This window comes from Meiothermus ruber DSM 1279 (assembly GCF_000024425.1).
GTDB classification, from domain to species: Bacteria; Deinococcota; Deinococci; order Deinococcales; family Thermaceae; genus Meiothermus; species Meiothermus ruber.
Map to the genome: position 1 here is coordinate 2,404,051 of NC_013946.1, position 26,447 is coordinate 2,430,497.

The following is a 26,447-nucleotide window of genomic DNA, read 5'->3' on the forward strand; positions in this document are numbered from 1 at the left end:
GGCTTTTGTGAAATACGCCAGCATCAACGGAACCATCATCGAACACGACAAGGCCAGCCTGCACATCTCCGACCTGGGCCTGCGGCGGGGGTATGCGGTATTCGAGTTTTTCCGCATTTTGCGGGGTGTTCCGGTGTTTCTGGAGGATCACCTCGAGCGCTTCGAGCGCTCGGCCCGGCTGCTGGAGCTTACCCCACCCTTCGGGCGGGAAAAGCTCGAGGGCCTGATTCGGGAGCTGATAGAGCTCAACAACCTGCGGGAAGCCGGCATCCAGATGCTGCTCACCGGGGGCTACTCCCCCGATGCCTTCACCCCCGGCCAGCCCAACCTGATCATCGCGCCCATGGCGGTCACCCCACCCCCAGCCCAGCTCTACCAGCAGGGGGGCAAGGTCATCCTGCACCAGAACCTGCGCGAGCTGCCCGAGGCCAAAACCACCGACTACCTGGTCGCGGTGAAGCTCGCCAAACGGGTGCGGGCCGAGGGGGCCACCGAGGTGATCTATCACGATGGAAAAACCGTGTACGAGGGCGGGCGCAGCAGCCTGTTGATCATCCAGCAGGGCACCCTGATCACCGCCCAGGCGGGCGTGCTGCCGGGCATCACCCGCAAGCACCTGCTGGAGGTGGCCCGTCCGATTTTGCCCATCCAGGAGCGGCCCATCACCCTGGCTGAACTCTACTCCGCCGACGAGGTGCTGCTGACCGGGGCCACCCGGCAGGTCATGCCCATCACCCAGATTGAAGATCGGCGGGTGGGCGATGGGCAGGTAGGGCCTTACAGCCAGCAGTTGATGAAAGCCTTCCAGGAGCACCTCGATGCCTATCTGAACCACCGCATGGTGCTGCGCTGAGCGCAGGGGGCTTGGGAGGGTTGCATACTTTCAGTGCTCTCACGGCCGGAGGGCTTCGGGTTCAGTACACGGTGGGGCCTGGGGGCCGACCTGTTGCTGCCCCCGCGCCCGGGGGCCTCGGCTTTTGCCCGCGGTTCGTACATAGAAGACGGTCTGGCTGTTGCTCTGAGCGTAACCTGGGAGACCTACATCGCTTACCGCTAGGTGGCCTCGACACTGAACGGCGGTGGCGTAGGGTTGGACACGGGGTATTGCTGGCCCATGGCCCTCGAGACCGACCAGGGGTATATCGGGCCCCGCCTATACAGCTACGTGCAGTGCCAGAGTACCAACAACGCCCCCCTGCAGTGCGGTGGGCTGCGCCTGAACCCCGGCTTTAGCATCGGGGCCAACCTCAACCTGGGGCGCTTTGTGGCCGCGCCGGAAATCCCGCTGTTTTTACTGCCTCCGGACGAGGCCTATGCCACCCTCCGCCTGGCTTCGCCGTTCAGTTTTTCGCTGTCTTTCCGTTTTTGAAGGAGGCTAACTGTACTGCGCCTCACGGCAGACGTCCCGAACACCACAGCTACGGCAACGGAAACCGGGGTTGGGTTCCACCACCCCGGTTTTGTACTGGGCGTAGGTCTCCTGCGCTTTGGCCAGTAGGTTCTCGAGCGCCCCCCAGAGCCGTTCGATGGGCTTGCCGTACACCAGCAGCGGGTCGCCCAGCACCGGCCAGGCCCACAGATAAACGCGCTGGACGCGCTTCGGGAAAGTCGAGAGCAGGTAACCGGCGGCCCAGCGCTCACTCCAGCGCTCGCGCACCTGCTGGTCGGCCTTTTCTGCGGGGGTCTCGGGGGCTACAAAGCGGTAGATGTGCACCTCGCCGCCCTTGCGCAAAACCCCGTCCAGCCGCGCTTCCAGCCCCGCACCATTCAGCCTGAAACCCAGGCTGAGCTCGCTCAGCAGGGCGTAGTGGTGGCGCATCCAGCCCTCGGTCTGGGGGAACTGCCGGGCCAGGGCCTCGAGGCGGGCCGGCACCAGCTTCTCGGCCTTGCGCAGCTCGTGCGTCCACTGCTGCCACCACTCCAGCAGTCGCTCGTCCTTGGGGATGAGCTGCTGGGCCCAGAACTGAAAGCTGCACTCGCGGTAGCGCCGCAGGTCTTCCACCCGAGGCGCCCCCAGGCTCGCCCGACCCAAGGGGGCCCGGTAGCCTCCTTGCTGGGCCAGCTCGAGCCGGCTGGCCGGGGGCAGCTTGGGCAGGTAGGGCGGGGTGCTGCCCACCAGCATGGGCTCGGGTTCCAGCGGCCCCTCCTGGCTGGCCTCGGGGTAGGTGATGATCACCTCGTCGGCGCGGGTTTTGAGCTCCTGCAAGAGCAGGCGGTCGCGCCCCAAAAAGCGTTTGGGCAACCCCGCAGCTTGAAGGGCTTGCTCGAGGCCCACCCGCAACTCCTCGGGGACGAAGTAGTCCTCCTGCTCGCCGGTGTTGTAGGCCCCCTCCACCGCATAGGTCAGATAGAGCTTCTTCCAGCGCTGCCCCGAGGCCAGGTTGGGCGTGAGCACCGCCACCCCGCCCGGCGGGCGCTGGGGCTCGTAGGTCTCGGCCAGCAAGGCCGCCCACCAGTGGCGGAAATCGGGGCCCAGGGCGATGCGGTGGGCTTCGTAGGCCCGTTCCAGCAGGCTGACCCGGCGGGGGCTGTGGCGCACCTCGGGCAGCGAGTCCAGCAGCTCCTCGGCCCAGGCCAGCGAGGGGTGGAAGCTGTGGTTCCACCCCCGGCCTTCGAAGAACGAGCCTGCTTCACCGGGGGGCTTCAGGCGCGAGAGCCAGGCCGCCCACAGGTCTTGCATCCCCAGCTCAGCGGCCAGGCGGGTGGTGGCCTCGAGGCCCACCAGGCCGCGCTCGAGCGCCGCTCGGCCCAGCGGGGCCAGGTCGGGCACGGCCATCAGGCGGCTGGGCGTGGGGTAGTCGGGCAGCTCGAGGAGCTCGAGCAACAGCCGCCCCTCGGGGGTGTCGGCGGCGGTGCGAAGCCGGTAATCCACCAGGGGCAGGCCATACTCGTCGGCCAGGGTGAGCAGGGCAGGAATCCGCGACTCCGGCGCCACCACCGCCACATCCAGGGCCGCCAGGCCCTGCGCCAGGTCGCGCTTGATGGCGCGCAGCACCCAGCGGGCCTCGCTCACCGGGTTCTGGGCGCGGTAAACCTGGGCCGGAATTGGGCGCGATTCCAGTGTCTCATCAGGGGCGAGTCCGGGCGGGGCTTCGGGTAAACTAACCCAGACCGGAACATAGCGGGACAGCGCCCGCAACAGCCGCAACTCCTGCACCCCCAGTTCGCGAAAGCCATCCACCACCACCAGGTCGGGCTCGAGCTGCACCGGCCCCTGCGCCAGCAGTTCCAGCGCCCCCGAGCGAAAGTCGTCGTAGTCCCAGCGGCCCAAGGTGGTCTTGAGCTCCTCGTAGCGGGCATATACCTGCCGCAAGCGCCGGGTCTCGGGGCTCTGGTTGGGAATCTCCTCCGGTTTTACCCCGTTGCGCTTGGCCTCGGCGATGGCGCGGGCAAACAGGCGGGCCTCACCGGGCTTGGGAATTGGATTTTCTGAATTCTGCAGGGCCTCCCCCACCAGCGCCACCCGGCCCGGCCCGGTCAGGATGGGCTTCAGGCCATAGCTGGCCGCCAGCAAGCGGTAGTAGAGCTGCTGCGAGGAGAGCACCTCGAGGCCCAGCACCGCGCCTTTTTGGGTGGCCCGGCGGTAGACGTAGGCTTTTTGCGCGGGCAGGCACACCCACCAGACCCGTTGGCGCTGTTGCAAAAAAGACTGGGCCAGCTCGAGCAGGCGGGTGGTCTTGCCGGAAGCCGGGGGGCCAACCAGGAGGTGCATGAGCTCACTATAGCGAGCCGCTCCTGGCTTCGAGAAGTACTAGCGAAGCTCGAGCGGAAACCGCACCACCGAGCGCTGGTAAACCGCCAGCCAGCGAGGGTTGGGGATGGGCTCGAGGTTCTGCCTCAGCAACAACACCCCCACCACCCGGCCCTGGTGGGTCAAAAAGCAGCGGTAGCCGGTGGGAACGGCCACGTACCAGTTACCCAGGCTCAGGCTTTGCGGTAGTTCTCCTAGACCCTGAGACAGCCGGTTGCGCAGCCGAATCGCGTCTTGTAGTGGGCGCTCGAGCGCCACCACCGCAATATCCTCCAGGCCCAGCGGAACCGGCTGCAGGTCGATGTTAACGGTCAGCCGGGCCAGGGCGGCTTCCCCGGTGCCCAGTACCACCCGCAGCAAGAAGCGCTGGGGGGCTACCCGCTCGGCGTAGGCAAACTGGGGGCGCAGGGCCTGAAAAACCCCCTGGCAGCGCTCGAGCACACCCAGCTCAACCGACTGCGCCCAACCCCAGGCCCCCAACACCAGCAAACAAAAACAACGCCTCAAGCTGCCCCCATCGCGGCAATAAAGCCAACCGCCCCCGACCACGGTTCAAAGCAATGCCACCTGCCTTCTATCAATCATCCTTCAGTTCTTCCCCGGCGAGCTCGAGCCCCACAGGCCACTTTACGCGATGTGGCTTAAGCCCACCTGAAAAGGCATCCACCCCAACCCCCGCAGAACCGGCATCTGGGAAGCGCGCCAACCCCAAAGCGCTATAAACCGGCCCCAATGGGTATCCGGCCAGGCGGAGCTTCTCCCTCAGGCCGGCCACCACCTCAAAGCTGCTGAGGAAGGTTCCGGGGTAGTAGTAGCCCAGAATCTGGCGGAAGTCCCAGCCCTGTAATGCCAGCCCTCGAGCCCCCCACTGGCTCATGCCCACCCCGTGGCCGCTGCCCTGTCCAAACACCTGCCAGCCCTCAAAGCGCACACGGGTGGAAGGCAGCCCCAAACCCCGCAGCAGGCGGGTAGACTGTGGTGCATCGAGCTCCACGCTGCCGCTATTCCCCACGATGCGCAGGCGTAGGGGACGGCCGCTCTCACTTACCAGCAGCGGGGTCACCGCCTGCACCACCCCAACCTGCATACCCAGCCCAGCCAGGCCCCGCGCCACCGCTTCGGGCGTCAGGGTACGGCTCCAGCTACTGTTGGGGCTCACCGCAAAGGGGTCGGGCCGGGCTACCAGATAGGGGACGGTGTTGCCCCAGACTTCAGCGGAAGCCGCTGTGTAGCCGCCTGAGTCGGCATGGTAGACCGCGGTAATTGGTTTTTGGTTGAAGCTCACGATCAGCGAGCGGGTAGCATACACCGCGCTCGAGTGCCGGGGGTTTTCCGCCGAGCGCCCCAGATAAACCTGACAGCGCTCGGTAGCGCATAGATCGTAGAGGCCCCGGGGATTAAGCCGGTATAAGGCAAAAGTACGGGCCAGGATGGCCTGGGCTTGCAAGACCGCGTCCGGGAAAGAGGCCGGCACCTCGGCCGGCACAACCCCCAGCAGGTAGTCTTCGAGCCAGACCCGGTTGACCAGCAACACCCGCCCCGCCTGCCACACCGCCAGCAGGTTTCCCCGGTAGCTACGGCCCTCCAAGGCAAAACCTTCAGCGGCCACAAACTCAACCCACGGGCCCGCGCTAAGCCCATCCACCAACACCTCGCCCGGGCCGGCCGTTACTCGAAACTGGCCCGTGCCCACATCTCGAGCCCCATAGGCTGTCTGCTGCCGGTGAGGCCCCAGTCGAACGGTAGCCGACGGGGCTTCGGCCAACAAAACCCGCAGCAGCAGGTCTGGCTGGGCTTGTGCAAACCCCAGCAGGAGCAGCCCCATCCATAAAACGCGCCTCATAGCAACCTTCCTCAAGTATAGGCTCACCGCCAAGACGGTCGCGTTCATCTGGCCTTGAGGTCGAGCAGCAGGCGCCCAATGCCCCGGTGCATAGCAGGTACAATCAGCCTACAGAAGCGGCACAATCCACCCTGCGCTGCCCGGTGGGGTTGTGCATTTCATTCTGTTGTGGGATACTCTTATTAGTAATGATTACTATTTTCATATCGAGCGAAAGGATCCTTCCATGAATGCAGTCTTCACGCCGTCCACAACGATACAAACCCAACGGCCACCGTTTTGGAGCCACGAGGTCAACCGGGGGTTTTTACTCTCCGGCCTCACCCTGCTGGGTGTGGTGGGGGGCTTTCTGGCTAAAGGCTATGGGCTGGGTTGGCTGCAAGACGGCCTGTGGGCGCTGGCTTTTTTAGCAGGTGGAATACCGGCAGCGCACAAAGCCATCCTGAGCCTGGTACAGCAGCGGAAGCTGGACGTGGATCTCCTGATGGTGGTAGCAGCCCTGGGCGCGGCCTCAGTGGGCCAGGCGGGGGATGGGGCCATCCTGCTTTTTTTGTTCAGCCTCTCCAACACCCTGCAAAGCTGGGCCATGAACCGCACCCGACGGGCCATCGAGGCCCTCATGACCCTGCACCCCGAAGGGGCCAATGTATTACTCCCCGACGGAAGCGAGCAGTGGAAGCCATTGGATGCTCTATCGCCCGGCGACATCCTGGTCGTGCGCCCCGGTGAGCGTTTCGCCGCCGACGGCCTGGTGGTGGATGGGTACACCGACGTCGACGAAAGCGCCCTTACCGGCGAGAGCGTTCCGGTAGACAAAAAACCCGGTGATCCTGTAAGAAGCGGTACCCTCAACGGACACGGAGTGGTGCGGGTGCGGGTTGAGCGTCCGGCCAGCGAAAGCACCCTGGCCAAGCTGATCAAGCTGGTGGAAAACGCCCAGGCTAGCAAAAGCCGTACCGAACGTTTCGCTGAGCGTTTCGAGGGTCCTTACACCATTGCAGTACTGCTCTCGGCCCCGGTGGTGTTCGCGGTGGCCCACCTGGTGTTTGGCCTCGAGGCGGCTCAAGCCTGGTACCGCGCCATGACCTTCCTGGTGGTGGCCAGCCCCTGCGCGGTGGTCATTGCCACGCCAGCCGCGGTGCTGTCGGCTATGGCTGCCGGCGCCCGGGCCGGGGCGCTATTCAAAAGCGGAGCAGCTTTGGAAGCTCTGGCCAAAGCCAACATCTTTGTCTTTGATAAAACTGGCACCCTCACCGAAGGGCGCATGAAGCTGGTGCAGGTCGTCGTGCTGCAAGGCAGCGAGGCTGAGGCCAGAGCCCTGGCAGCCGGAATTGAGCGCTACAGCGAGCACCCCATCGCCCAGGCCATCGCCCAGAGCTGGGAGGGCCCCACCCCAGCGATCAGCCAGGTACGGGCCATACGGGGCCACGGGGTGGTGGGGGCTCTGGCCGACGGCACGCCGGTCTGGGTGGGCAACCGCCGTCTTTTAACCAGCCTGGAGGTGGGCCTCGAGCCCCCGGTCGAGCGTCAGCTCGAGGCCATGGAAAACCAAGGCCTGACCACCGCCATTCTGGGCCTAGATCGTCGTATCGTGGCTTTGTTGGGTGTGGCCGATACCCCCCGCCCAGAGGCCGCCCAGGCCATCGCCAAGCTCCAGCGACAGGGCGCGCGGGTCATCATGCTCACCGGCGATCGCAAGGCCGTGGCGCAGAATATCGCTGCACAGGTGGGCATTTCAGAGGTCTACGCCGAGCTTTTACCCGAGGACAAGCTCGAGCGCATCCAGCAACTCCGCCAAGAAGGCACAGTGGTCATGGTTGGGGACGGCCTTAACGACGCCCCTGCGCTCAACGCTGCCGACGTGGGGGTCTCGATGGCCGCAGGTGCCGATGTTTCACTGGAGAGCGCCGATCTGGTGCTTATGAAAAACGACCTCAACCGCCTGGTCGGGGCTCAGCAACTGGCCCGCGCCACCGCCCGCACCGTCTATTTCAACCTGAGCTTTGCCCTTGGCATCATCATCGTGGTGGGGGCTTTTGCCCTGGCCGGCCAGGTACCCCTCCCGCTGGGGGTGGTGGCCCACGAGGGCGGCACGGTGTTTGTGGTCTTGGTCGGCCTGCGTCTACTGGCCCACCGGCTGGGCAACTAGCCGCGCCTCCAAGGCCCGGACACCTGCCCATAAACAGCAATCCGGGGGTTTGGTTCCCCCGGATTCTGCGTCCCTGACTTGGTGGAGCTGAGGGGATTCGAACCCCTGACCTTCTGAATGCCATTCAGACGCGCTCCCAACTGCGCCACAGCCCCGCGCGAACAGCAATGGAAAGTATAGGGGGCCAGCGCCAACTCGTCAAGCCTGGTCGGCGGGGTGGCATCTGAGCAGGTTGGTAAGATACAGGCATTATGGCAGACAACACACGGGCTTTGATGGAGGAGCTACTGGCCGAGATGGAAGAACGGCGCAAGCGCATCATCGCTGGCGGAGGGCCGGAACGACTGAAAAAACAGCACGAAGCCGGCAAGATGACGGCCCGTGAGCGCATTGAATACCTGCTCGACCCAGATAGCTTTGTTGAGCTGCAACCCTTCGCCGAGCACCCGGAAAGCGAGCTAATGCGTGGGATTCAGGCCCCCGCCGATGGGGTGGTTACCGGCTATGGTCAGATCGGGGGCCGTACGGTTTTCGTTTTTAGTCAGGATTTTACCGTGCTGGGCGGGAGCCTGGGCAAAACCCACGGACAAAAAATAGCCCGTCTGATGGATATGGCGGTCAAGGTGGGCGCGCCCATCATCGGCCTCAACGACTCGGCAGGGGCCCGCATCCAGGAGGGCGTGGATAGCCTTTCGGGCTATGGCGAGGTGTTCTACCGCAACGCCATCTACTCCGGGGTGGTGCCGCAGATCTCGGCCATCCTGGGGCCTTGCGCCGGGGGGGCCGTCTACAGCCCGGCCCTCACCGACTTTGTGCTGATGAGCAAAGGTAAAAGCTACATGTTCATCACCGGGCCGGAGGTGATCAAGAGCGTGACCCGTGAGGAGGTCACCTTCGAGCAACTGGGGGGCTCGGAGGTTCACACCACCAAGTCGGGCGTAGCCCACCTCGAGTGCGAGGGCGACCAGGGCGTGCTGGACACCATTAAGAAACTCCTGGTGTACCTGCCGCAAAACGCCAGAGAAAAACCCCCTCTACGGAACAACGGCGACTCCAAGCAGCGCAAGACCCCAGAGCTTTTAAATCTGGTTCATCCCGACCCGCGCCGCCCCTACAGCATGCACCAGATCATCGAGACCATCGTGGACGAGGGGGTGTTTTTGGAGCTGCACCCCCAGTTCGCCAAAAACATCATCGTGGGCTTTGCCCACCTGGGGGGCCAGAGTGTGGGAATTGTAGCCAACAACCCCCGCTTCATGGCCGGTGCGCTGGACATCAACGCCTCGGACAAAGCCGCCCGCTTTATTCGTACCTGCGATAGCTTCAACATTCCCATCCTGACCCTGGTGGATGTCACCGGCTTTCTACCAGGGGTGGCCCAGGAGCACCAGGGCATCATCCGCCACGGGGCCAAGATGCTGTACGCCTATGCCGAGGCCACCGTGCCCAAGATCACCCTGATTACCCGCAAGAGCTATGGCGGGGCTTACCTGGCCATGAACTCCCGCGACATGGGGGCCGATGTGGTGCTGGCCTGGCCCACCGGGGCGGTGGCGGTGATGGGGGCGGAGGGGGCTGCCAACATCATCTACCGCAAGGAAATCCAGTCTTCACCCGACCCCGCGGCGACGCGTCAGGCCAAAATTGCCGAGTACAAGAAAGCCTTCGACAACCCCTATGTGGCGGCCAGCCGGGGCTATATTGACGATGTGATTGACCCCGCCGAAACCCGCCGGCTCCTGATAAGGCACCTCGAGATGCTCTCCAGCAAGCAAGAAGAACGGCCCTATAAAAAGCACGGGAACATCCCGCTGTAGCCTACCTCGAGCGCTGCATCCGCCCCTGGGGGCGGGCCGATAAAACCTGGTCGAAGCTGCTACGAGCACGGGCTTTCATGGCCTCAATAGCGCTCCAGTTGGGCTGACGCCGGGTTAATACCGCCGAGGCCAGCAGATCGGGGTCGCCGGGCATGTCCACATACACCGCCCCGGCATCCCGGCAAAAGCCGGCCACCTTGGGGTCGTAGGCGATGCCGGCAAAGGGCGTTCCGGCTGCCGCCGCCAGGATGGCCCCGTGCAGGCGCACCGAGATCACATAGCCGGCCTGGGCCAGCAGATAGCTCACCCGGCGCGGATCCCAGGCCAGCTCGCGGGTAAAGCTGCTGAACTTTTCCAGCACCGGTTCATCGAAGCCCGGTTGCAGGGCTAGAACCACCACCTCGAGGCCCTCCACCCGCAGCCGGTCGGCCAGTTTGTGCAGATTGGCATTGGCCGCCTCGGTGCCGTACTTGGGCACCAGCACCACCATGTTGGGCTCGCGTTCCACCGGCGGCGTGGGGAGCAGCAGGGCCGGGTCAGCCCCCAGGTGCACCTCCAGTCCCAGGCCGCGCCCGTACTCGAGCGAACCCTCATCGCGAAAGTAACAGGGCACCCCGCGCAAGGCCCGCCGCACCCGGCGTTCCCCTCGCTGGCTCAGAGGCCCCAACGACTGGTTGAATACGTACACGGCCTTGCCCCGCCGCCGGGCCAGGCCCAACATGGTGAGGTAGTACCACAGGCTCAGGCTGGAGGTTTTGTCCTGCAGCAGACCTCCACCGCCCGATAAAAGCAGATCAATCCGGCCCAGGGCCTTCCAGACCTCGAGGGGGTGGGTGCGTTTGACGGCTTCCACCCCGTAGCGCTGCGCGGTCTCGGCGGGGTTGTTGGAAAACACCACGGCCTGGTGTCCACGGGCCCGCACCTCCTGCACGATGGCCTCTAAAATAGCCTCGTCGCCCGCATTCTGAAAGCCGTAATAACCGCTAACCCCGACGCGCATAGACCCTCCCATCCATCTTGGCATGCCCGGGCCTTAGATGCTTCTACCTGAGCCACCATTCGCGCAGGCGCCGGAAGACCCAGACCCCTACCAGGCCCAACAACAAGCCAATGAGCATCCCGTTCAACACCCGGAAAAAGGAGATGCTCAAAGGGGTGTGGTAATGCGAAAAGGTGTTCAGTATGGAACCCATACCCACCGCCACCAGCACCAGCAGCGCATTTCTCATCCAGGTCGGCCAGGGCAGCAGCAGGGCCATGGGGGCCAGGGCATGAGCAAAAATCTCCTTGAAGCGGGGGCGCACCATCACGTCCTGCAAGAAGGCCCTGAGCTGCAATTCCCATTCCGGCACGATGGAGGGGGCCGCATCGTTGCCCCGTCGCAACACCGCCAGCGCCACCACTGCCAGACCCAGCAGCACAAGAACCGCTTCGCCCAGCTTAAACTGGTAGTTGTAGAGGAAGTTCAGAACGGGCTTGTAATTGCTGGGCAAGAACGAGAGGGCCACCAGGAGGGGCGGCACCACCAGGGTCAGGGAGACCCCCCGGAAAGGCTCCAGACCCAGCACGCTCTGGGGGGTGCTGCCCAGGGCGGCCAGGAAGACCACCCCAGCCAGCGAGTAGAGCACCGCGGCCAGCCACAGGCGCAGGCCGGTTAATTGGCGCTCGAGGAAGCCCAGGGCCGGGAACACCATCGCCGCCAGCAAGGGCGCCGCATCCCCGCGGGCCACCCCCAGGGCCAAGAGCACCAGCAGCCCAACCACCGGTACTCCCAAGGGTTGTGGCAGCCCACTGGCCAGCAAAACCAGGCCTGCTACGATGCCCAAAAGGGCGATATACCGGAGCGGTGAAGGCGTAAAGTCGCGGGCCCTGGGCTCACCCATGGGGATACCGGAACGCTCCAGATCGCGCTGCAGGAAGCTCAGAAAAGCCTGGGTATCGCTCGGTTCCCGGTAGGGCCGCAGGTAGAGCAACTGGTGGCCGCGCTCGCGGGCCGCCAGCACAAACTTGTCGGCGGTCTCGGCAGGGGTGAGTTTGTCCTGCCACTCCGGGCGGATGCTAAAAAGCCGTTTGACCGGCAGGGTCTGGGCAAGCTGGGTGAAGCCCCGCTGGGGGGTGCCCTCGATCCAGGCGATCGGTTTGCCCTCCAGACCGGCTGCAACAGCCTCGAGGTTGTCCTTATAGCCCAGTGCATCCAGCCCTGCAAACGCCACTGCGTCGGCTTCGGGGGGCACCAGCTCCACGTCGTATTTGCGGTAGGGGTGATCGAAGGGCCGGGCCACGATGTAAAAGCCCTGGGCTTTTAGCTCGCGGGCCAGGGCCAGATCGAAGCCGGCCGGGAAAAACTCCACATTGACCGGGGTGGCCAGCCAGGTCTGGGTTCCGATCAGCACGCGTTCGGTCGGGATATCCCAGCGGGCCACCATAGCCTCCAGCAAGGCTGGGGGGCCGGCCAGGTAAAACCACCCCGGCTTGATCTGGGCGTTGGGGTAGAGCAATTGCAGGGTGTTGGCGGGATGGTAGCTAAGCAACCCCCGGTTTACCCAGTTACGCACCGGCTGTTCGTAGAGCGCCACCCCGTGCACCCCCAAAGCGCGGTACTCCTCCATGAGCTGCAGGAAGGTTTTGCCGGTAAAGCGGGCCTGGTCGGCGACTTCCTCGCCGTCCATCACCAGCACCACCGGCCCGGGCCGCTCAGCCTGCATCCGGGGCAGCAGGGCCGGCAGACTCAGCAAGGCCGAGAGCAAGATTACGATTCTGAGGTAAAAGTTCATGGCCGCCCCCCGTGGCCCACCCGGCCGTCCTGCACCAGGCTGCGCACCCGCGCGGTCAGCATAGCCAGGGCCTCCTGGTTATGCCCCCCGTGGGGAATGATCACGTCGGCATAGCGCTTGGACGGTTCCACAAAGGACAGGTGCATGGGGCGAACCTGCTCGAGGTACTGCGCTATCACGCTCTCCACGGTGCGCCCGCGCTCCGCAATATCGCGCTGTAAGCGCCGGATGAAGCGCACATCGGCATCGGTATCCACAAACACCTTGAGGTTCATCTCGGCGCGAAGGGTGGCGTCCACCAGCAGCATAATGCCCTCGAGCACCACCACCGGGGCAGGCTTTACCAGTATGGTTTCGCTCGAGCGCGTGTACTCCTTAAACGAATAGACCGGAACCGCCACCGGCTGACCCGCCACGATCTGGCGGATGTGCGTAAGGTAAAGCTCGAGGTCGAAGGCGTCGGGGTGGTCGTAGCTTTGCTTGAGACGCTCTTCAAAAGGCAGGTGGGTGTTGTCTTTGTAGTAGTTGTCCATCGGCAGCAGGGCCACATGCTCGGGCCCTACTGCATTGATCACCGCCTCGGTTACGGTGGTTTTGCCGCTGCCGGTTCCACCGGCAATTCCAATCACAAAAGCCCGACTCACAAAGCCAATCATACGCTCTGCAACCGGGCCTGGGTAGGCTCGAGCCAGGACTTTTGCAATTTCGGAGATTTGTTAGAGTATACGGCGGAATGGTGGTGCTCACCGGCGAGATCCTGGTTGACTTTATTGGTCGCAACCTCCTATCGAAGCCCACGCTCTCGTATCACGGGGTGCTGGGGGGGTCGGCCCTCAACACCGCCGCCATTCTGGCCCGTCTTGGGATACCAACGCGGTTTGTGGGTGAGCTTGGACAGGATTTTTTAGGCGACTGGGCCCTGGCCCGCATCGCCGAGCGCAAGATCGAAACCCGCTTTATCCAGCAGCTCCCGGAGGTGGCCACCCCTCTGAGCCTGGCCGAGCTGGATTCCCAAGGCAACGCGCGGTTTAGCTTCTACCGCGCGTTTGGTGCTACCCGGTTCAGCCCGGATAGCGCAGCCATGGCCCGGGCCAGGTGGTTTCACTTTGGCTCGCTATCGGCCTTCGACCCCCGCAACATCCCGGGCATCCAAAGCCTGCTGGAGATTGCCCTCGAGTTCGATGTGCTGGTAAGTTTCGACCCCAACCTGCACGCGCCCCCCAGCGAGGCCTACTGGGAACAGTTGTTGCGCTATATGCCGTACGTTTCGGTGCTGAAGGCCAGCCTGGACGACGCCCGGCGGATGTTCCCTCAGGCGCCCGATGAGCCCCAGGTCTTGCTCGAGCACCTCGTTGAGCTCGGCGCCCCGGTTACGGTGCTCACCCTGGGGGCCGGCGGGGCCATGGCCGCTTTCCGCACCCGGATGATGCGGGTTCCTTCGGTGCGGGTAGCCGTGGCCGATACCACGGGGGCCGGCGACGCCTTCATGGCCGGGCTCATCTACAGCATGATCAAGCAAGACATTGGCTCGAGGATGGAACTCCTGACCTGGGATGGCACCCAGCTCCCGGTCATCCTGGCCGCCTCCTGCCACCTCGCCGCCATCACCTGCACGGTGGAAGGGGCCAGCCCCCCCGAGCAGCCCCTGCAGGCCTGGTGGGAGCGTTTTGGTTAGGGTTTCCCAGTCCGTGGCAAATTGGACTGCGATGATTCATGCGGCTTCACAAGGGTACACATCAAGTCAAAAATCGCACCACACATCAGATCCCACAGGCAAACAACCCCAGTCGCCTGACCGGGGTTGCGTTGAATGTCTAGCGCTCTAGACTCGAGCCACCGAGCGGCTGTCTTTGACCGTGGCATGGCCGATGGCCTTTTCATTCCCCTCCACTTCAAAGGCGTGGAGCTTGCTGGTGTCCACCAGGAGTTCCACCGTGTCGCCGGTGCGCACCAGGGCGTGACCATCCACCTTGGCGGTCATCATATGCCCGGCCACGTCAACGTGCACCTCGGTATCGGCCCCCAGCGGCTCGACCACCTCAACCCTCCCCTTGATCACGTTCTCGCCTTCGGGAATGGTAGTCCAGCCCTTAAGGCCGATGTGCTCGGGACGGATGCCCATCCAGACTTCCTTACCGTTGTAGGGCATCAGGCTGGCCCCCAGGGTCTGGTTGGTCTTAACCTTGAAGCCTTCCCCCACGAAGTAGGCGTTGCCGCCCTCGACCTGCACCCTCGTGCGAATGAAATTCATGGAGGGGGAGCCAATGAAGCCCGCCACAAACTTGGTCTCGGGGAAGTCATAGAGGTTGAGGGGCGTATCCACCTGCAATACCTCGCCGTCCTTCATCACCACAATGCGCTGGCCCAGGGTCATGGCCTCGACCTGGTCGTGGGTCACGTAGACGGTGGTTACCCCTAAGCGGCGCTGGAGCTTGGAGATCTCGGCCCGCATCTCCACGCGCAGCTTGGCGTCGAGGTTGGAAAGGGGCTCGTCGAACAGGAAGACCTTGGGCTCGCGCACGATGGCCCGGCCCATAGCCACCCGCTGGCGCTGACCCCCCGATAGCTCGCGGGGTTTGCGGTTTAGCAGGTGGTCAATTTTGATGATACGGGCGGCCTCTTTGACCCGGCGGTCGATCTCGTCTCTGGGCACCCGGCGCAGCCGCAGGCCAAAGGCCATGTTCTCGTAGACGTTCATGTGGGGGTAGAGGGCGTAGTTCTGGAAGACCATGGCGATGTCGCGGTCTTTGGGGGGCACATCGTTGACCAGGCGGTCGCCGATGTAGAGCTTGCCCTCGGTGATGTCCTCCAGACCGGCAATCATGCGCAGGGTGGTGGTCTTGCCGCAGCCCGAGGGGCCTACAAACACCACAAACTCGCCGTCTTCGGTCTCGAGGTTGAAGTCTTTGACCGCCGTCACCTTGCCGCCGTACCGCTTGTAAATGTGCTCCAGTCGGATTTTTGCCATTATTGGCCTCCAATCTGATGCCAAGCCGCCATGCTGGCTTGGCGCGTACCGCGTTCCCGCGCTGTGAGACCTCGCCCTGGCGAGCCCATCGGGGATTCATCTGGTACGCGGCCAGTTTACCCAGTTTGCGCAACCAACTTCAATACCTGGCGTGACGCTGACACCCCAGGGTCTTAAAGCGGTACAGCTATTCGCCCGCCGGGCTGGCCTGCTTGCTTTTTAGCTGCTGCACCACCAGCTCAGAGATATCCAGCACCCTGGGGGCCTGGCCCTCGGGTTCCTGGGCGGTCTCGAGGTTCATCATCTGCATACAGAAGGGACAGCCCACCGCAATGGTCTCGGCCCCGGTGCCCCTAAGCTCGCGGTAGCGGTGGGTAGAGACCCGCTCCTGGCCGGGCTCCTCCTCTTTCCAGAACTGGGCCCCGCCGGCCCCGCAGCAGAAGCTATTGGTGCCGTGGCGCGGGGGCTCCTTGAGCGCAAGGCCGGCCGCCTGGATGACCTGGCGGGGTTCTTGCAGCACCCCGTTGTGCCGGCCCAGGTAGCAAGGGTCGTGGTAGGTAACCGCCCCGCTCATGGGCAGGAGCTCGAGCCGCTTAGCATCAATCAGCTCGGCGATGAACTCGGTGTGGTGCTTGACCGTGTAGCGGCCGCCAAAGTCTTTGTACTCGTTGGCCAGGGTGTGGAAGCAGTGGGGGCAGGTGGTCACGATGGTCTTGGGCTTATCCGCCATGACCGCGTTCAAGGTCTCTACGTTCTCGGTGGCCAACTGCATGAACAGAAACTCGTTGCCGGCCCGCCGGGCCGCATCCCCCGTGCATTTTTCCTGCTTGCCCAGCACCGCCCAGCTCGTGCCGGACTCATGCAGAATTTCCGCGAAGGCCCGGGCGGTCTTCTGGGCGCGGGGGTCGTAGGCCGGGGCGCAGCCCACCCAGTAGAGCACCTCGGCCTCGGGGTTCTCACTTACGGTCTTGACCGGGAACGGCAGCCCCTCGGCCCAGGCCAGGCGCTTATCGGCCCCCAGGTTCCAGGGGTTGCCGTTGCGCTCCATGCCCTTGAAGGCGTTGTTGAGCTGGGTGGGGAAGGCCCCCTGCATCATCACCTGTTCGCGCCGCACGTCCAGGATGTGCAGCATGGGCTCGTTGCCCACCGGGCAGACCTCCACGCAGGCGTTGCAGGTGGTGCAGGCCCAGAGGGCCTCTTCGTTCAGGGCAAACTCCAGCAACGGGCGGGGGCTCTCCTGGCCCGCGGCAAAAGCCGGCAGAATCTGGTTCAGCTCGTAGCGCTCGTTGATGATCAGGGCCGAGGGCGAGAGGGCCTTGCCGGTGGTGTAGGCCGGACAGACCTCCTGGCAGCGGTTGCACATGATGCAGCTATAGGCGTCCAGCAGGCGCGGCCAGGTGAAGTCCTCCAGCTTGGCGACCCCGAACTTCTCCAGCTTTTCCAGCTCTTCAAAGTCCTTGGCGATGGGCAGCAGGGCCCCTGGCTTCTCCTTCTTGAAGGCCAGGTTGAGGGGGGCCAGGAATAGGTGGATGTGCTTGGAGCGGGCAAAGTAAGGGATGAAGAGCAGAATCGAGCCGATGGCAAACCACCAGAAGAGGTGCTCGAGGACGATCAACCGGTCTACATCCACCCACAGGAACAGGTTGCTGGCCAGGCTGGCTACCGGCTGGAAGGGATCGGGGCCGTACTCGAGGTTGGCGGCCTGGGCGGCCTTGTGCAGCAGGCGGCTCCCCACGTGAAAAAGAATGAACCCACCCACAATGGCGCTATCGGTGGGGATGCCCTCGCGCACCCGCTCATGCAGGGGGGTCTTCTCGTTCCAGCTAAAGGTCTTGCGCCCCGCCCCGGAGTAACGCCGGATGAGCAGTCCGGTAATGCCGACCAGAATGAGAGCCGTGAGGATGTCGGCCACCAGGTTGTAGCCGTTCCAGAAGCCCCCCCGGGCCTTGAAGGGGAAGAAGCCATCGAGCACGTCCACCAGGTTCACGCTCAGGTAAAACACAAAGCCGTAGAACACAAAGGCGTGCAGCAGGCTCACCCAGGGCCGCTTTTTGAAGACGGTCTGCATGGTGAGGGTCTGCCACAAAGCCCGGCCCGCTCGAGCCGGCAGGTTGTCGAAGCGGTCTTCGGGCTGGCCCCGGCGGATGGCCTTGTAGACGCGGTACAGCGCCCCACCACCAAAATAAAGCGAGGCCAGCACCAGCAGCAAGAAGAGGATTTTTTCAGGTGTGGTTAGCATGGAACTCCCTTCAAGCGGTAAAAATTTATACTGAGTATAAGTTTATTGGTCGCCTGGACGGATATCAAGTGCGGGGCTTTACCTCAACCCATCGTACAATGCAGGGCGATGAGTACCTTCGTGCTGGCCTGGATCTTGCTGCTGGTGTTTGCCGCTTTTAACAACTACATCATCTACCGGCTTCTGCGGGAGCGCAACCGCACCGACTTGATGTGGATTGGCGTGGTCGCCACGGTAATACCGGTGGCGCTTTTTGCCCTGTGGCCGGGGGCGCTGACCCTGATGTCGTTCCCGCTTTTGCAGAGCATCGGGATGCTGTTGATCATGCGCCTGGCGCAGCGCTAGCCCTAGCGTGGCTGGGCCAGCACCACCGTCCAAGCGTAACCGACCCTCGAGAGCCCCGCCCCGGCCTCGGTGTAGTAGGGATTCATGATGGCCCGGCAGTGTACCGGCGAACGCAACCACCAGCGCACGGCCCGCGCCGGGTCGCTACTACGGCCCTTGAAGATAATTTCTGACATGCGCAGGTAACCATAACCGGCCCTGGCAACCCGCACCCGCGGCCCCACCCCCTGGTAGTAGTGCGACATAAAGCCGTAGCGTCCCATGTTCAGGGCATGCTTCTTAGCGGCTAGGGCCAGGGTTGCGTTGTAACGCAAGGGGGGTAGCCGGACACCACCACCACCCCCACGGCAGGCCACACCCCGGGCCCGTGCATCGTTGAGCAAGGAGAGAATTTGCGTCTCGAGCTGAGTGGTGGACTGCGCCACTGCCAGCGGGCCAATCAGAGCAATAAGCACCCAGACCACCCTTTTCATAGGACTGCCGATAAGCTACCACCCCACCACCCCCTCAGGCAACCCCAGCGGCCCGGATTCACACCAGGGTAAAGCTTAAGAAAGCAAAAAGAATACCCAGGACGGCGCCCACAGCGACCTCGAGGTAGGTGTGGCCCAGCAACTCCTTGAGGGGCTCGGGCCGCGGGCCGTGGGCGAAAACTGCACGAAACTCCTCAAACAGGTCGTTCAGGCGCTCGGCGTGCAGCCCGGCCGCCCGGCGAATACCGGTGGCATCGTACATCACGATGATAGCCAGCACCACCGCAATGGCGAAAAAGGCGCTGCCCACCCCCTCGGTAATGCCCACCCCTGTGGCTAAAGCGGCCACCGTAGCGGAGTGGGAGGAGGGCATGCCACCGGTCTCGGCCAGGCGTTCCCACTCCCAGCGGCGCTCCACCCAGTAGTAGATAAACAGCTTGAGAAGCTGTGCCACCACGCTGGCTAAGACAGCCGTCCAGAGCACCTGGTTAGAGAGCAACTCACCCATAGTCAGCGCTACCTGCCAGATTCTACCTTCATGGGGTTAGCGCGCCGCCTGCAACCGCTCGCCCGTGGGCCTGCCCCGCCGCCGCATGGCCGCAATCACCGTGTTGTAAAGCAGCATAGCCACCGTCATAGGGCCCACGCCGCCGGGCACCGGGGTCAGGGCCGAGGCCACAGCCGCCACCCCCGGGGCCACATCCCCTACCAGGATGTCGCGGCCTTTTTCGTTCTGGCCCACGCGGTTGATGCCCACATCCACCACCACCGCGCCCGGTCGCACCATCTCGGGCGTAATGAGGCCGGCTTTCCCCACCGCCGCCACCAGAACATCGGCCCTGCGGCAAACCGCGGCCAGGTCTTGGGTGCGCGAGTGGGCCAGGGTCACGGTGGCGTGCTCCCGCAACATCAGCGCGGCCAGGGGCTTGCCCACCAGGTTGCTGCGCCCCACAATCACCACTTCCTTGCCGGCCAAGGGAATCTGGTAGTGCTTCAGAAGGCGCATAACCCCGGCCGGTGTGCACGACTCCAGGGCTTCCAGCCCCATCCACATCCGCCCAGCATTGACCGGGGTCAGGCCGTCCACATCCTTGAGGGGATCGATGGCTTCCAGCACGGCATTGAAATCAACCTGCCTGGGCACCGGCGACTGCACCAGGATACCATCCACCTCGGGGTCGGCGTTGAGCCGGGCAATGTGGGCCAGCAGCTCCTCTTGCGAGGTACTTTCGGGGAACACATCCACCTGGCTGGAGAGTCCAAGTCTTTTAGCCTGCCGATCCTTTAGACGCACATAGGCCACCGAGGCCGGGTCATCCCCCAGCCGCACCACCCTCAGGTGGGGTACATAGGGTAAGGTGGCGAGCAGGGTTTGCAGCTCCTGATAAACCGCCTCGGCAACAGGAGGGCCGGATAGTTCTAGCATGGCGCACCTCGAGGTCAAAAGAAGATTTTGGTATGCAAGCGGCCTAGTCGCTCTTGGCTACCGCCGATAGCTCACCCGCTTCAATGCGTTTGAGCAAACGGGCTAAAACCCCGTTGACAAAGCGCCCAGAGTCCTCGCCGCCATAGCGCTTGGCAATTTTGACCGCCACCTCGATCAAAGGGGCATAGGGCGTGGGCTCGAAGAGCATCTCATAGGTCGCCAGGCGCAAAACCGCCAGGTCGGTCTTAGCCATCTGGCTGAAGCTCCACCCCTCAATGGTGCTGGCCAGCGCTTCATCCACCGTTTGCTGTTGCGCTGCATAGCCCTGCACCAGGCGCTGGGCGAACAAGAGCCCCTCATGATCGAGCACATCGGCTTCCTGGTCGGCCTCCTCGGGTTCGACTTCCTGGGTGGCGTGCTGCCAGGCCGCCTCGAGCGGAACCCCGCCCACAGCGTGCTCAAACAGCACCTTAAAGGCCAGTTCACGCGCTTTACGCCGCATGCGACCCCCAGCTCAAGCAGCACAGACAACAGCCCAGGTCAACGCGCTTGAAGCGCCCGGCAAAAAACATACTAGGCTGCATGGGGCTCCTTATACTCCACAGCCACCACCGTAACGTTGACCGCCTTAACCTTGAGGCCCGTGGAGGCCATTAAGACCTCCCCCACGGTTCGCTGAGCCTCCTTGGCCGCTTCGATTACGGATCTACCGTAATCCACACACACGTTAAGGTCAACCACCAGGGTGTCCCCTTCGCGCTCCACGCGCACCGGGCGTGAGCGCCGCCCCGACAGCATCTCGCCCACACTCCGGCCACCCGCCTGGGCCAGGCGCAACCCTTTTTGCCCCTCCAGCGCCAGCGTCACCAGGCTGACCAGGGCCGATTCGGAAAGGTCGTAGTCCACCATGCCCGTAGTTTACCTGCTTGTGAGCCTCGAGCGCACCCACCCCCAAAAGCAGTTGGGGCAGGCCAGCCCCCTTAACAAACCCATCCTTCAGTACGGCAGCGGCCAGGTTCGGAAGTAGTCCCGAATGCGGCCCCACAAACCCACCAGCCCCCGGGGTTCCAGAATCAGGAACAACAGAATGAGCACCCCAAAAGCCACGCTGCGCCAGGCCGAGAGCTGGGCCACGTACTGCGGCCCGAAAGCCCCGGCAATCACGCTCAGGATTTCGGGGATCAGGACGATAAACAAAGCCCCCAAGACCGCGCCCAGCACCGTGCCAGCCCCGCCCACGATCACGATGGCCAGGTACTGGATGCTAAAGGCAAGCACGAAGTTCTCCGGGGTCACCGCCCCAATCAGGTGCATCAGGATACCCCCGGCAATGCCCCCGTAGAAGGCAGAAAGGGCAAAAGCCGTGAGCTTGGAGCGCACCAGATCTACACCGGAGAGCTGGGCCGAGAGATCGTTATCGCGCACGGCGAACCAGGCCCGGCCCGCCCGGGTTGAGAGCAGGCGCTTGGCATAAAAGAACATGGGGATGGCAAACACCAGGCCAAGGTAGTACACCACCCGGTCGTCGGCCAGGGGCAGCCCCAGAAAAGTGCCCTCCGCCGGAAGACTGCGGCCGGCCACCCCCCCGGTGAAAGCAGTCCAACGCTTGAAAACATAGTCGGCCAGGAACTGAAAGGCCAGCGTAGCGATGGCCAGGTAGGCCCCCTTGATGCGCAGCGAGGGGATGCCCAGCACAATCCCAATCAGGGCGGCCACCAGCCCACCGGCCAGGATACCCAGGGGGGCCAGGTCGCCCGAGAGGTGGCTCGAGACATAGGCGCCAATGCCCACAAACGCGGCCTGGCCCAGCGAAATCTGGCCCGCGCCCCCCACCAGCAGGTGCAGGCCCAGGCCGGCCAGGGCTGCTATCAGAATCTGGGTGGTTACAAACAGCGGGTACTGCGGCAAGAGCAAAGGCAGCACCAGCACGCCAATAATTGCCACGGCCAGCCAGAAGCGCCCCTGGGGGGTGCTGGCGTAGGCCTCGTCCTGGCGGTAGTCTTCGCGCACCGTACGCGAGAAGCGGCGGCTAAAGGCATCGGTTAGGGTTTGGCTCAGGCGGTACATGACGGGTTTCCTCGGAGGTTCAACAGCAGCATCTACAACGCATCGGTCGCTTCCTTAGGCACGCACCTTGGGTTCATCCATCGGCCTGCCCACATCGGCAATCTGCACCTCGGCCTCGAGGGTACCCTGGCCCTCGAGGTAGCGGATGGGCAGCGTCAGCTTTACCTTTCTGGAGCCATCGTACAGCGCGGCCAGCAAAGCTGCGTAGCGCGCCTCCACCGTCCCCCGCTTGACCTTGCGGGTGCGGGTGATCTCCTCGTCGTCGGCGTGCAGCTCTTTGGGCAGGATGGCAAAGCGGCGCACCTTGAGCTCTTCGGGTAGGCTCTCACAAGCCATCCTGAGCTCCTGGGCAATCAGCTCGTAGACCTGCGGGTTGGAGGTCAGGCTCTGGTAGGTGGTAAAGATGATGCCGCGCTTGCGCGCCCAGTTCTGGGTGTTCTCGGGGTCAAGCTCAATCAGGGCCGTCACAAACGGCTTGCCGTGGCCGATCACCACCGCCTCGCGGATGTAGGGCGAGTATTTGAGGCGGTTCTCCAGGAATTGCGGCGCAAAGCGGGTGCCGTCGGCCAGGGCCCCCACCTCCTTGAGCCGGCCCAGCAGCACCAAATGGCCGTTTTCGTTAAAGAAGCCCGCATCGCCGGTACGGAACCAGCCGTCCTCGGTAAAGGTTTCCCTGGTAGCGGCCTCGTTCTTGAAGTAGCCCGCGAACACCTGCCGGCCCTTAACCTGAATCTCGCCATCCTCGGCGATGCGCACCTGGGTATTGGGCAGGGGCTTGCCCACCGTCTCGGGCGGGGTGTCGCCGGGCAGGTGGGCCACGCTGGTGGCCGCGGTCTCGGACTGGCCGTAGACCTGGCGGATATCCACCCCCAGCGCGCGGAAAAAGGTGAACACTTCGGGGCCCAGCGGGGCCCCCCCCGTGGCGGCGATGCGGCAGGCTGCCAGCCCCATGCGGGCCCGGAGCGGGCGGGCCACCAGCGGGTAGGCCAGGGCCCGAGCCAGGTTGAGCCCAAAGCCAATGGGCTCTTTGCGGAACTCGCGCTGGGCGCACTCGAGCAACACCCCCATACCCCAGCGGTAGACGGCCTTCTTGAGCCCGTCGGCGTCCTCCATCCGGCTGCGCACAATGGCCGCTGCATCCTCCCACAGCCTTGCCGGGGCCAGATAAAAGTCGGGCTGCACCTCTTTGACATCCTCGCGCACGGTGATCACATCCTCGGGGAAGTGCACCACCGTGCCGTCGGTAAGGTTGCGCACCACCGTGAGCATCTGCTCGCCAATCCAGGGCAGCGGCAGGTACGAAAACACCCACTCCCCGCCGCGGATGCTGATGGTCTCGCGGCCCGCCTCGGCCCCGGCGATCAGTTGGGCGTGGGTCAGCATGGCCAGCTTGCTGCGGGCCGTGGTGCCGGAGGTGGGCGCCAAGAGCGCCACCGTATCGGGCCCCACCTGGGCTTGCGCGGCCCGCACAGCCTGGCGGTTTTTCTCGGCCTGGCCCAGCTCCAGCACGCTGCTAAAGGGCCGTACCCGCTCGTTCCAGTACTTGCTCATGCCGGCCTCTTCCCAGACCAGCACAAACTTTAGCTTGTCCAGGTGGGGCAGCACCTTATCCAGTTGTTCTTCGTCCGAGACCACAATGCCCGCGCACTCGGAGAACTCGATGAAGTAACCCACCTCCTCCGGCATGGCATCGGCGTAGATGCCCATGGGCATGGCCCCTACAGTCTGGGCCGCCAGTTCGGATATGACCCACTCCGGTGCGTTCTGGCCCAGGATGGCCAGCACTCTACCCGGCTCCAGGCCCAGTTCCAGCAACCCCCCCGCAAGCTGCTCGACCTTCTCTTTGAGGTGGGCCCAGGAGGTGGTCTCCCACACCCCCAGGCGCTTAACCCGCATCGCAGGGGCGTTGGGCCTGGTCTGGGCGTGATGGGCCAGAAATTCAATCAGGGTCTGACTCATGCACTCCTCCCCAGATAAGCCTCGGCCACGCGGGGGTTCTCCCGCACACCCGCCGGGGCTCCCTGGTACAAGACCTCACCGTAGGACATCACCAGTACCCCGGTCGAAAGCTCCAGCACGGCTTTAAGGTCGTGTTCCACCAGCACCAGCGTGACGCCCCACTCGCGCCGGGCGTCCAGCAGGAAGCGGGCCAGGTCTTGTTTTTCCTCCAGGCTGAGCCCGGCCATGGGCTCATCCAGGAGCAGCAGCTTGGGCCGACCAGCCAGGGCTCGAGCCACCTCCACCCGCTTTTGCAAACCGTAGGGCAGGGCCCCGGCCGGTACGTGGCGGTACGGTGAGAGGTGCAGGTAGTCCAGCACCTCTTCGGCGTGGTGGCGAATCTTCCATTCGATCTGGGCTTTGGGCATCAGGTCGGTGTAGCCGCCCACGGCCAGCTCGGCCCCCAGCTTGACGTTGTCCAGCACGGTCATGCCGCGGAAGAGCTCGAGGTTCTGGAAGGTGCGCCCCAGCCCCTTGCGCACCCGCTGCTGGGGGCTCTGGCCGGCCAGGTCTTCGCCCATAAACACCACCCGACCCTGCTGGGGCCTGTACAGCCCCGACAGCACATTAAGCAGGCTGGTCTTGCCCGCCCCGTTGGGGCCAATCACCGCGAACAAATCGCCCTCCGCCACGCTAAAACTCACCCCGGCCAGCGCTTTGACACCCCGGAAGGAAAGGTGCAGGTCGTGGGCCTCGAGCAGCGTTTTAGACATGGCGAACCTCCTTGCCGTAGGGTGGCACAAGAAGGGTAGGCGGAAGTGCCCCACCTGCTCCCCTGCTCGCCACCCACGTTTTTCTCGAGACTATACCCATCGCTTTCTCCTCCGATACCGCTTGGCCTCCGAGAAACCTCCGACCACCGCACCCCCTAAGTAAAACTCCATCACGTCGGCATCGGCCTGGGCTTCCTGGGCGGTGCCCTCGAAGACCACCCGGCCCTGCTCCATCACATACACCCGCTCCACGATGGAAAAAGCCGCCCGGGCGTTCTGCTCCACCAGCACCAGGGTGAGGCCCTTGTCGCGGCGCAGCTCGTCCAATACCCGCATGACCTCCTCGGTCAGCTTGGGCGACAGGCCCAGGCTGGGCTCGTCCACCACCAGAATCCTGGGCTCGGTCAGGAGGGCCATACCCAGCAAGAGCATCTGCTGCTCACCACCCGAAAGGTAGCCCCCCTGCTCGAAGCGGCGCTCGTAGAGGCGGGGGAAGCGGGTAAAAATCTCGTCGGTCAGCTCTTTCTGGCGCTGGGGGGTCAGCTTGTGCCCTGCGGCCCGCAGGTTTTCGATCACGGTCAGGTAGCGAAAGATGGGGCGGCCCTCGAGGATGGCGGTCAGGCCCAGGCCCGCCACCTTGAGCGCGGGCAGGTGGCTGATATCCTCTCCACCCAGGGTAATTCGACCGTCCAGCACCCGCCCGTCGTACTGCGGCAACAGCCCGGAGATGGCCCGCACCAGGGTGCTCTTACCCGCCCCGTTGGGGCCCAGCAGCGCCACCGCCTCGCCAGCCCCGGCCCGCATGCTCACCCCCTGCAGGGCCAGGATGACCCCCCTGTAGACCACTTTTAGGTTTTCAACGTTGATTTCGGCCATTCAAACGCTCCTTGGATAGTGGGGATGTCCTCCCTTCACACCCGCTCGATGCGGTGCTGGCCAAACAAGCCATAGGGGCGGAACAGCAGCACCAAGAGCACAATCAGGAAGGGGATGGCCTGGGTGATGCCGGGCAGCAGGGACTCGAGGTAAAGTTGCGAGAAGGCCTCGATCAGGCCAATCAGCAGGCCTGCCACCACCGCACCCGGTACCGAGTCGAAACCCCCTAGAATAGCTACCGGGAAGACAATCAGTCCGAGCAGAATCAGATGGTGGCCGGGGCCGCCACCCCCCGCCGCGCCCGCCAGAAACGCACCGCCAATGGTAGCCATCACGGCCGAGATGCCCCAGGCCACCGCCACCACTCGAGGCGCATTGATGCCCATGGCCAGCGCAGCGGTTTCACTCTCCGAGACCGCCCGCAATAGCACCCCGTAGCGGCTGTATTTGAGTGCCAAAACCAGCAAAATAGCCAGGGGTAGGGCCAGAATCAGGCTCCACACCGCTTTAGAAGAAAGAAACACCCCCCCCAGGCTAAAGGCCAGGTTGGGCATCTCCTTGGGTAACTGGGAGATATCAGCGGCCCCCATGGCTTTCTGGTCGGGGCCCCACAGGATGAGGGTGGCCCCGTCCAGGGTGGCGGCCAGACCAATGGTTGCCATAATCACCGCCACCACGTTTCGCCCCAGGAGGGGCCGCACAAACCCCCGTTCGACCAGCACCCCAAAGATAAAGGCCAGGGGCAGGGCCAGCAGAATGGCCAAGAACAGCGGAAAAAAAAGCGACATGGTGTAGGTCAGGTAAGCACCAATGAGCATGAACTCCGCTATGGCAAAGTTGACCACGCTGGTTGCGCGGTAGACCAGCACAAACCCAGCGGCAATCACCGCATACAGCGCACCATTGGCCAGGCCGTTGAGGGCGGTTTGGATGACTAAGGCCAGATCCATGTTTTCCTTTAGGCGATTTTTGCGACAGGCCCGAGGGCCCGGGCCAACCAGCGGTCAG

The 26,447-nt window shown here is 64.0% G+C and carries 25 protein-coding genes and 1 tRNA gene; 7 read left to right on the forward strand and 19 right to left on the reverse strand.

Annotated elements, in window-relative coordinates; all coding sequences use genetic code 11:
• Positions 1 to 7: 7 nt before the first annotated feature.
• Genes MRUB_RS11860 through MRUB_RS11865 form a run of 3 tightly spaced genes read left to right on the forward strand, consistent with a single transcriptional unit; the run spans position 8 to position 1,369 of the window.
• Positions 8 to 853 (forward strand): aminotransferase class IV, encoded by an 846-nt coding sequence (locus MRUB_RS11860; protein ID WP_013014604.1) that lies wholly within the window; start codon positions 8 to 10, stop codon positions 851 to 853.
• A 33-nt stretch (positions 854 to 886) separates the two neighbouring features.
• Entirely contained in the window at positions 887 to 1,057 is a 171-nt protein-coding gene (locus tag MRUB_RS15820) for a hypothetical protein (protein ID WP_024050441.1), read from the forward strand.
• 57 nt (positions 1,058 to 1,114) lie between these two features.
• Positions 1,115 to 1,369, forward strand: a complete 255-nt coding sequence (locus MRUB_RS11865; RefSeq protein ID WP_013014605.1) for a hypothetical protein — start codon at positions 1,115 to 1,117, stop codon at positions 1,367 to 1,369.
• A 6-nt stretch (positions 1,370 to 1,375) separates the two neighbouring features.
• Here MRUB_RS11865 and MRUB_RS11870 read toward each other — a convergent pair whose 3' ends face one another.
• The 3 genes from MRUB_RS11870 to MRUB_RS11880 all read right to left on the reverse strand — a co-directional run bounded on the left by MRUB_RS11870 (position 1,376) and on the right by MRUB_RS11880 (position 5,594).
• On the reverse strand, positions 1,376 to 3,712 hold the full coding sequence (locus MRUB_RS11870; protein ID WP_013014606.1) for a hypothetical protein: 2,337 nt from the start codon (positions 3,710 to 3,712) through the stop codon (positions 1,376 to 1,378).
• 39 nt (positions 3,713 to 3,751) lie between these two features.
• Positions 3,752 to 4,258, reverse strand: coding sequence for a hypothetical protein (locus MRUB_RS11875; RefSeq protein ID WP_157413590.1), 507 nt, complete (start codon positions 4,256 to 4,258; stop codon positions 3,752 to 3,754).
• Between the two features lie 70 nt (positions 4,259 to 4,328).
• Complete coding sequence (locus MRUB_RS11880) at positions 4,329 to 5,594, reverse strand: SpoIID/LytB domain-containing protein (RefSeq protein ID WP_013014608.1); 1,266 nt, start codon at positions 5,592 to 5,594, stop codon at positions 4,329 to 4,331.
• A 226-nt stretch (positions 5,595 to 5,820) separates the two neighbouring features.
• Here MRUB_RS11880 and MRUB_RS11885 point away from each other — a divergent pair, with 226 nt between their 5' ends.
• Complete coding sequence (locus tag MRUB_RS11885; protein ID WP_013014609.1) at positions 5,821 to 7,743, forward strand: heavy metal translocating P-type ATPase; 1,923 nt, start codon at positions 5,821 to 5,823, stop codon at positions 7,741 to 7,743.
• A 79-nt stretch (positions 7,744 to 7,822) separates the two neighbouring features.
• Here MRUB_RS11885 and MRUB_RS11890 read toward each other — a convergent pair.
• Positions 7,823 to 7,898 (reverse strand) — tRNA-Ala (locus MRUB_RS11890).
• A 96-nt stretch (positions 7,899 to 7,994) separates the two neighbouring features.
• Here MRUB_RS11890 and MRUB_RS11895 point away from each other — a divergent pair.
• Complete coding sequence (locus tag MRUB_RS11895; RefSeq protein ID WP_041654073.1) at positions 7,995 to 9,560, forward strand: acyl-CoA carboxylase subunit beta; 1,566 nt, start codon at positions 7,995 to 7,997, stop codon at positions 9,558 to 9,560.
• Position 9,561: 1 nt separating this feature from the next.
• On the opposite strand, the gene csaB is transcribed toward MRUB_RS11895, so the two are convergent.
• The 3 genes from csaB to udk are packed head-to-tail and all read right to left on the reverse strand — an operon-like array spanning position 9,562 to position 12,990.
• A complete protein-coding gene (gene csaB, locus MRUB_RS11900) occupies positions 9,562 to 10,560 on the reverse strand; it encodes a polysaccharide pyruvyl transferase CsaB (protein ID WP_013014611.1) in 999 nt (332 codons plus the stop codon).
• Positions 10,561 to 10,603: 43 nt separating this feature from the next.
• Positions 10,604 to 12,334 (reverse strand): DUF5693 family protein, encoded by a 1,731-nt coding sequence (locus MRUB_RS11905; protein WP_013014612.1) that lies wholly within the window; start codon positions 12,332 to 12,334, stop codon positions 10,604 to 10,606.
• Positions 12,331 to 12,990, reverse strand: a complete 660-nt coding sequence (gene udk / locus MRUB_RS11910; protein WP_013014613.1) for a uridine kinase — start codon at positions 12,988 to 12,990, stop codon at positions 12,331 to 12,333. Before udk ends, MRUB_RS11905 begins: the two co-directional genes overlap by 4 nt.
• A gap of 77 nt (positions 12,991 to 13,067) precedes the next feature.
• On the opposite strand from udk, the gene MRUB_RS11915 reads away from it, so the two are divergent.
• Complete coding sequence (locus tag MRUB_RS11915) at positions 13,068 to 14,009, forward strand: carbohydrate kinase family protein (protein WP_013014614.1); 942 nt, start codon at positions 13,068 to 13,070, stop codon at positions 14,007 to 14,009.
• 147 nt (positions 14,010 to 14,156) lie between these two features.
• On the opposite strand, the gene MRUB_RS11920 is transcribed toward MRUB_RS11915, so the two are convergent.
• Both MRUB_RS11920 and MRUB_RS11925 read right to left on the reverse strand, forming a co-directional pair.
• Complete coding sequence (locus MRUB_RS11920) at positions 14,157 to 15,302, reverse strand: ABC transporter ATP-binding protein (RefSeq protein WP_013014615.1); 1,146 nt, start codon at positions 15,300 to 15,302, stop codon at positions 14,157 to 14,159.
• Positions 15,303 to 15,489: 187 nt separating this feature from the next.
• Positions 15,490 to 17,541, reverse strand: a complete 2,052-nt coding sequence (locus tag MRUB_RS11925; RefSeq protein ID WP_013014616.1) for a (Fe-S)-binding protein — start codon at positions 17,539 to 17,541, stop codon at positions 15,490 to 15,492.
• Between the two features lie 108 nt (positions 17,542 to 17,649).
• Here MRUB_RS11925 and MRUB_RS11930 point away from each other — a divergent pair, with 108 nt between their 5' ends.
• Complete coding sequence (locus tag MRUB_RS11930) at positions 17,650 to 17,886, forward strand: hypothetical protein (protein ID WP_013014617.1); 237 nt, start codon at positions 17,650 to 17,652, stop codon at positions 17,884 to 17,886.
• A 2-nt stretch (positions 17,887 to 17,888) separates the two neighbouring features.
• Here MRUB_RS11930 and MRUB_RS11935 read toward each other — a convergent pair whose 3' ends face one another.
• From MRUB_RS11935 to MRUB_RS11980, 10 genes are all read right to left on the reverse strand, one after another.
• Positions 17,889 to 18,359 carry a CAP domain-containing protein gene (locus MRUB_RS11935; RefSeq protein WP_013014618.1) on the reverse strand — a complete coding sequence of 157 codons (471 nt, stop codon included), beginning with the start codon at positions 18,357 to 18,359 and terminating at the stop codon, positions 17,889 to 17,891.
• Between the two features lie 58 nt (positions 18,360 to 18,417).
• Positions 18,418 to 18,867, reverse strand: coding sequence for a divergent PAP2 family protein (locus MRUB_RS11940; RefSeq protein WP_013014619.1), 450 nt, complete (start codon positions 18,865 to 18,867; stop codon positions 18,418 to 18,420).
• A 36-nt stretch (positions 18,868 to 18,903) separates the two neighbouring features.
• Positions 18,904 to 19,785 carry a bifunctional methylenetetrahydrofolate dehydrogenase/methenyltetrahydrofolate cyclohydrolase FolD gene (folD, locus tag MRUB_RS11945; protein ID WP_013014620.1) on the reverse strand — a complete coding sequence of 294 codons (882 nt, stop codon included), beginning with the start codon at positions 19,783 to 19,785 and terminating at the stop codon, positions 18,904 to 18,906.
• 43 nt (positions 19,786 to 19,828) lie between these two features.
• A complete protein-coding gene (nusB, locus tag MRUB_RS11950) occupies positions 19,829 to 20,287 on the reverse strand; it encodes a transcription antitermination factor NusB (RefSeq protein WP_013014621.1) in 459 nt (152 codons plus the stop codon).
• 71 nt (positions 20,288 to 20,358) lie between these two features.
• The gene (locus MRUB_RS11955; protein WP_013014622.1) at positions 20,359 to 20,694 is read right to left on the reverse strand and encodes an Asp23/Gls24 family envelope stress response protein; all 336 of its coding nucleotides are present in this window, start codon (positions 20,692 to 20,694) and stop codon (positions 20,359 to 20,361) included.
• 87 nt (positions 20,695 to 20,781) lie between these two features.
• A complete protein-coding gene (locus MRUB_RS11960) occupies positions 20,782 to 21,852 on the reverse strand; it encodes a branched-chain amino acid ABC transporter permease (RefSeq protein ID WP_013014623.1) in 1,071 nt (356 codons plus the stop codon).
• Positions 21,853 to 21,906: 54 nt separating this feature from the next.
• The gene (locus MRUB_RS11965) at positions 21,907 to 23,811 is read right to left on the reverse strand and encodes an AMP-binding protein (RefSeq protein ID WP_013014624.1); all 1,905 of its coding nucleotides are present in this window, start codon (positions 23,809 to 23,811) and stop codon (positions 21,907 to 21,909) included.
• Positions 23,808 to 24,563 (reverse strand): ABC transporter ATP-binding protein, encoded by a 756-nt coding sequence (locus MRUB_RS11970; RefSeq protein ID WP_013014625.1) that lies wholly within the window; start codon positions 24,561 to 24,563, stop codon positions 23,808 to 23,810. The genes MRUB_RS11965 and MRUB_RS11970 overlap by 4 nt, the downstream gene beginning before the upstream one ends.
• Positions 24,564 to 24,653: 90 nt before the next feature.
• Positions 24,654 to 25,439, reverse strand: coding sequence for an ABC transporter ATP-binding protein (locus MRUB_RS11975; RefSeq protein WP_013014626.1), 786 nt, complete (start codon positions 25,437 to 25,439; stop codon positions 24,654 to 24,656).
• Between the two features lie 35 nt (positions 25,440 to 25,474).
• Positions 25,475 to 26,389, reverse strand: a complete 915-nt coding sequence (locus MRUB_RS11980; protein ID WP_013014627.1) for a branched-chain amino acid ABC transporter permease — start codon at positions 26,387 to 26,389, stop codon at positions 25,475 to 25,477.
• Positions 26,390 to 26,447: the final 58 nt, after the last annotated feature.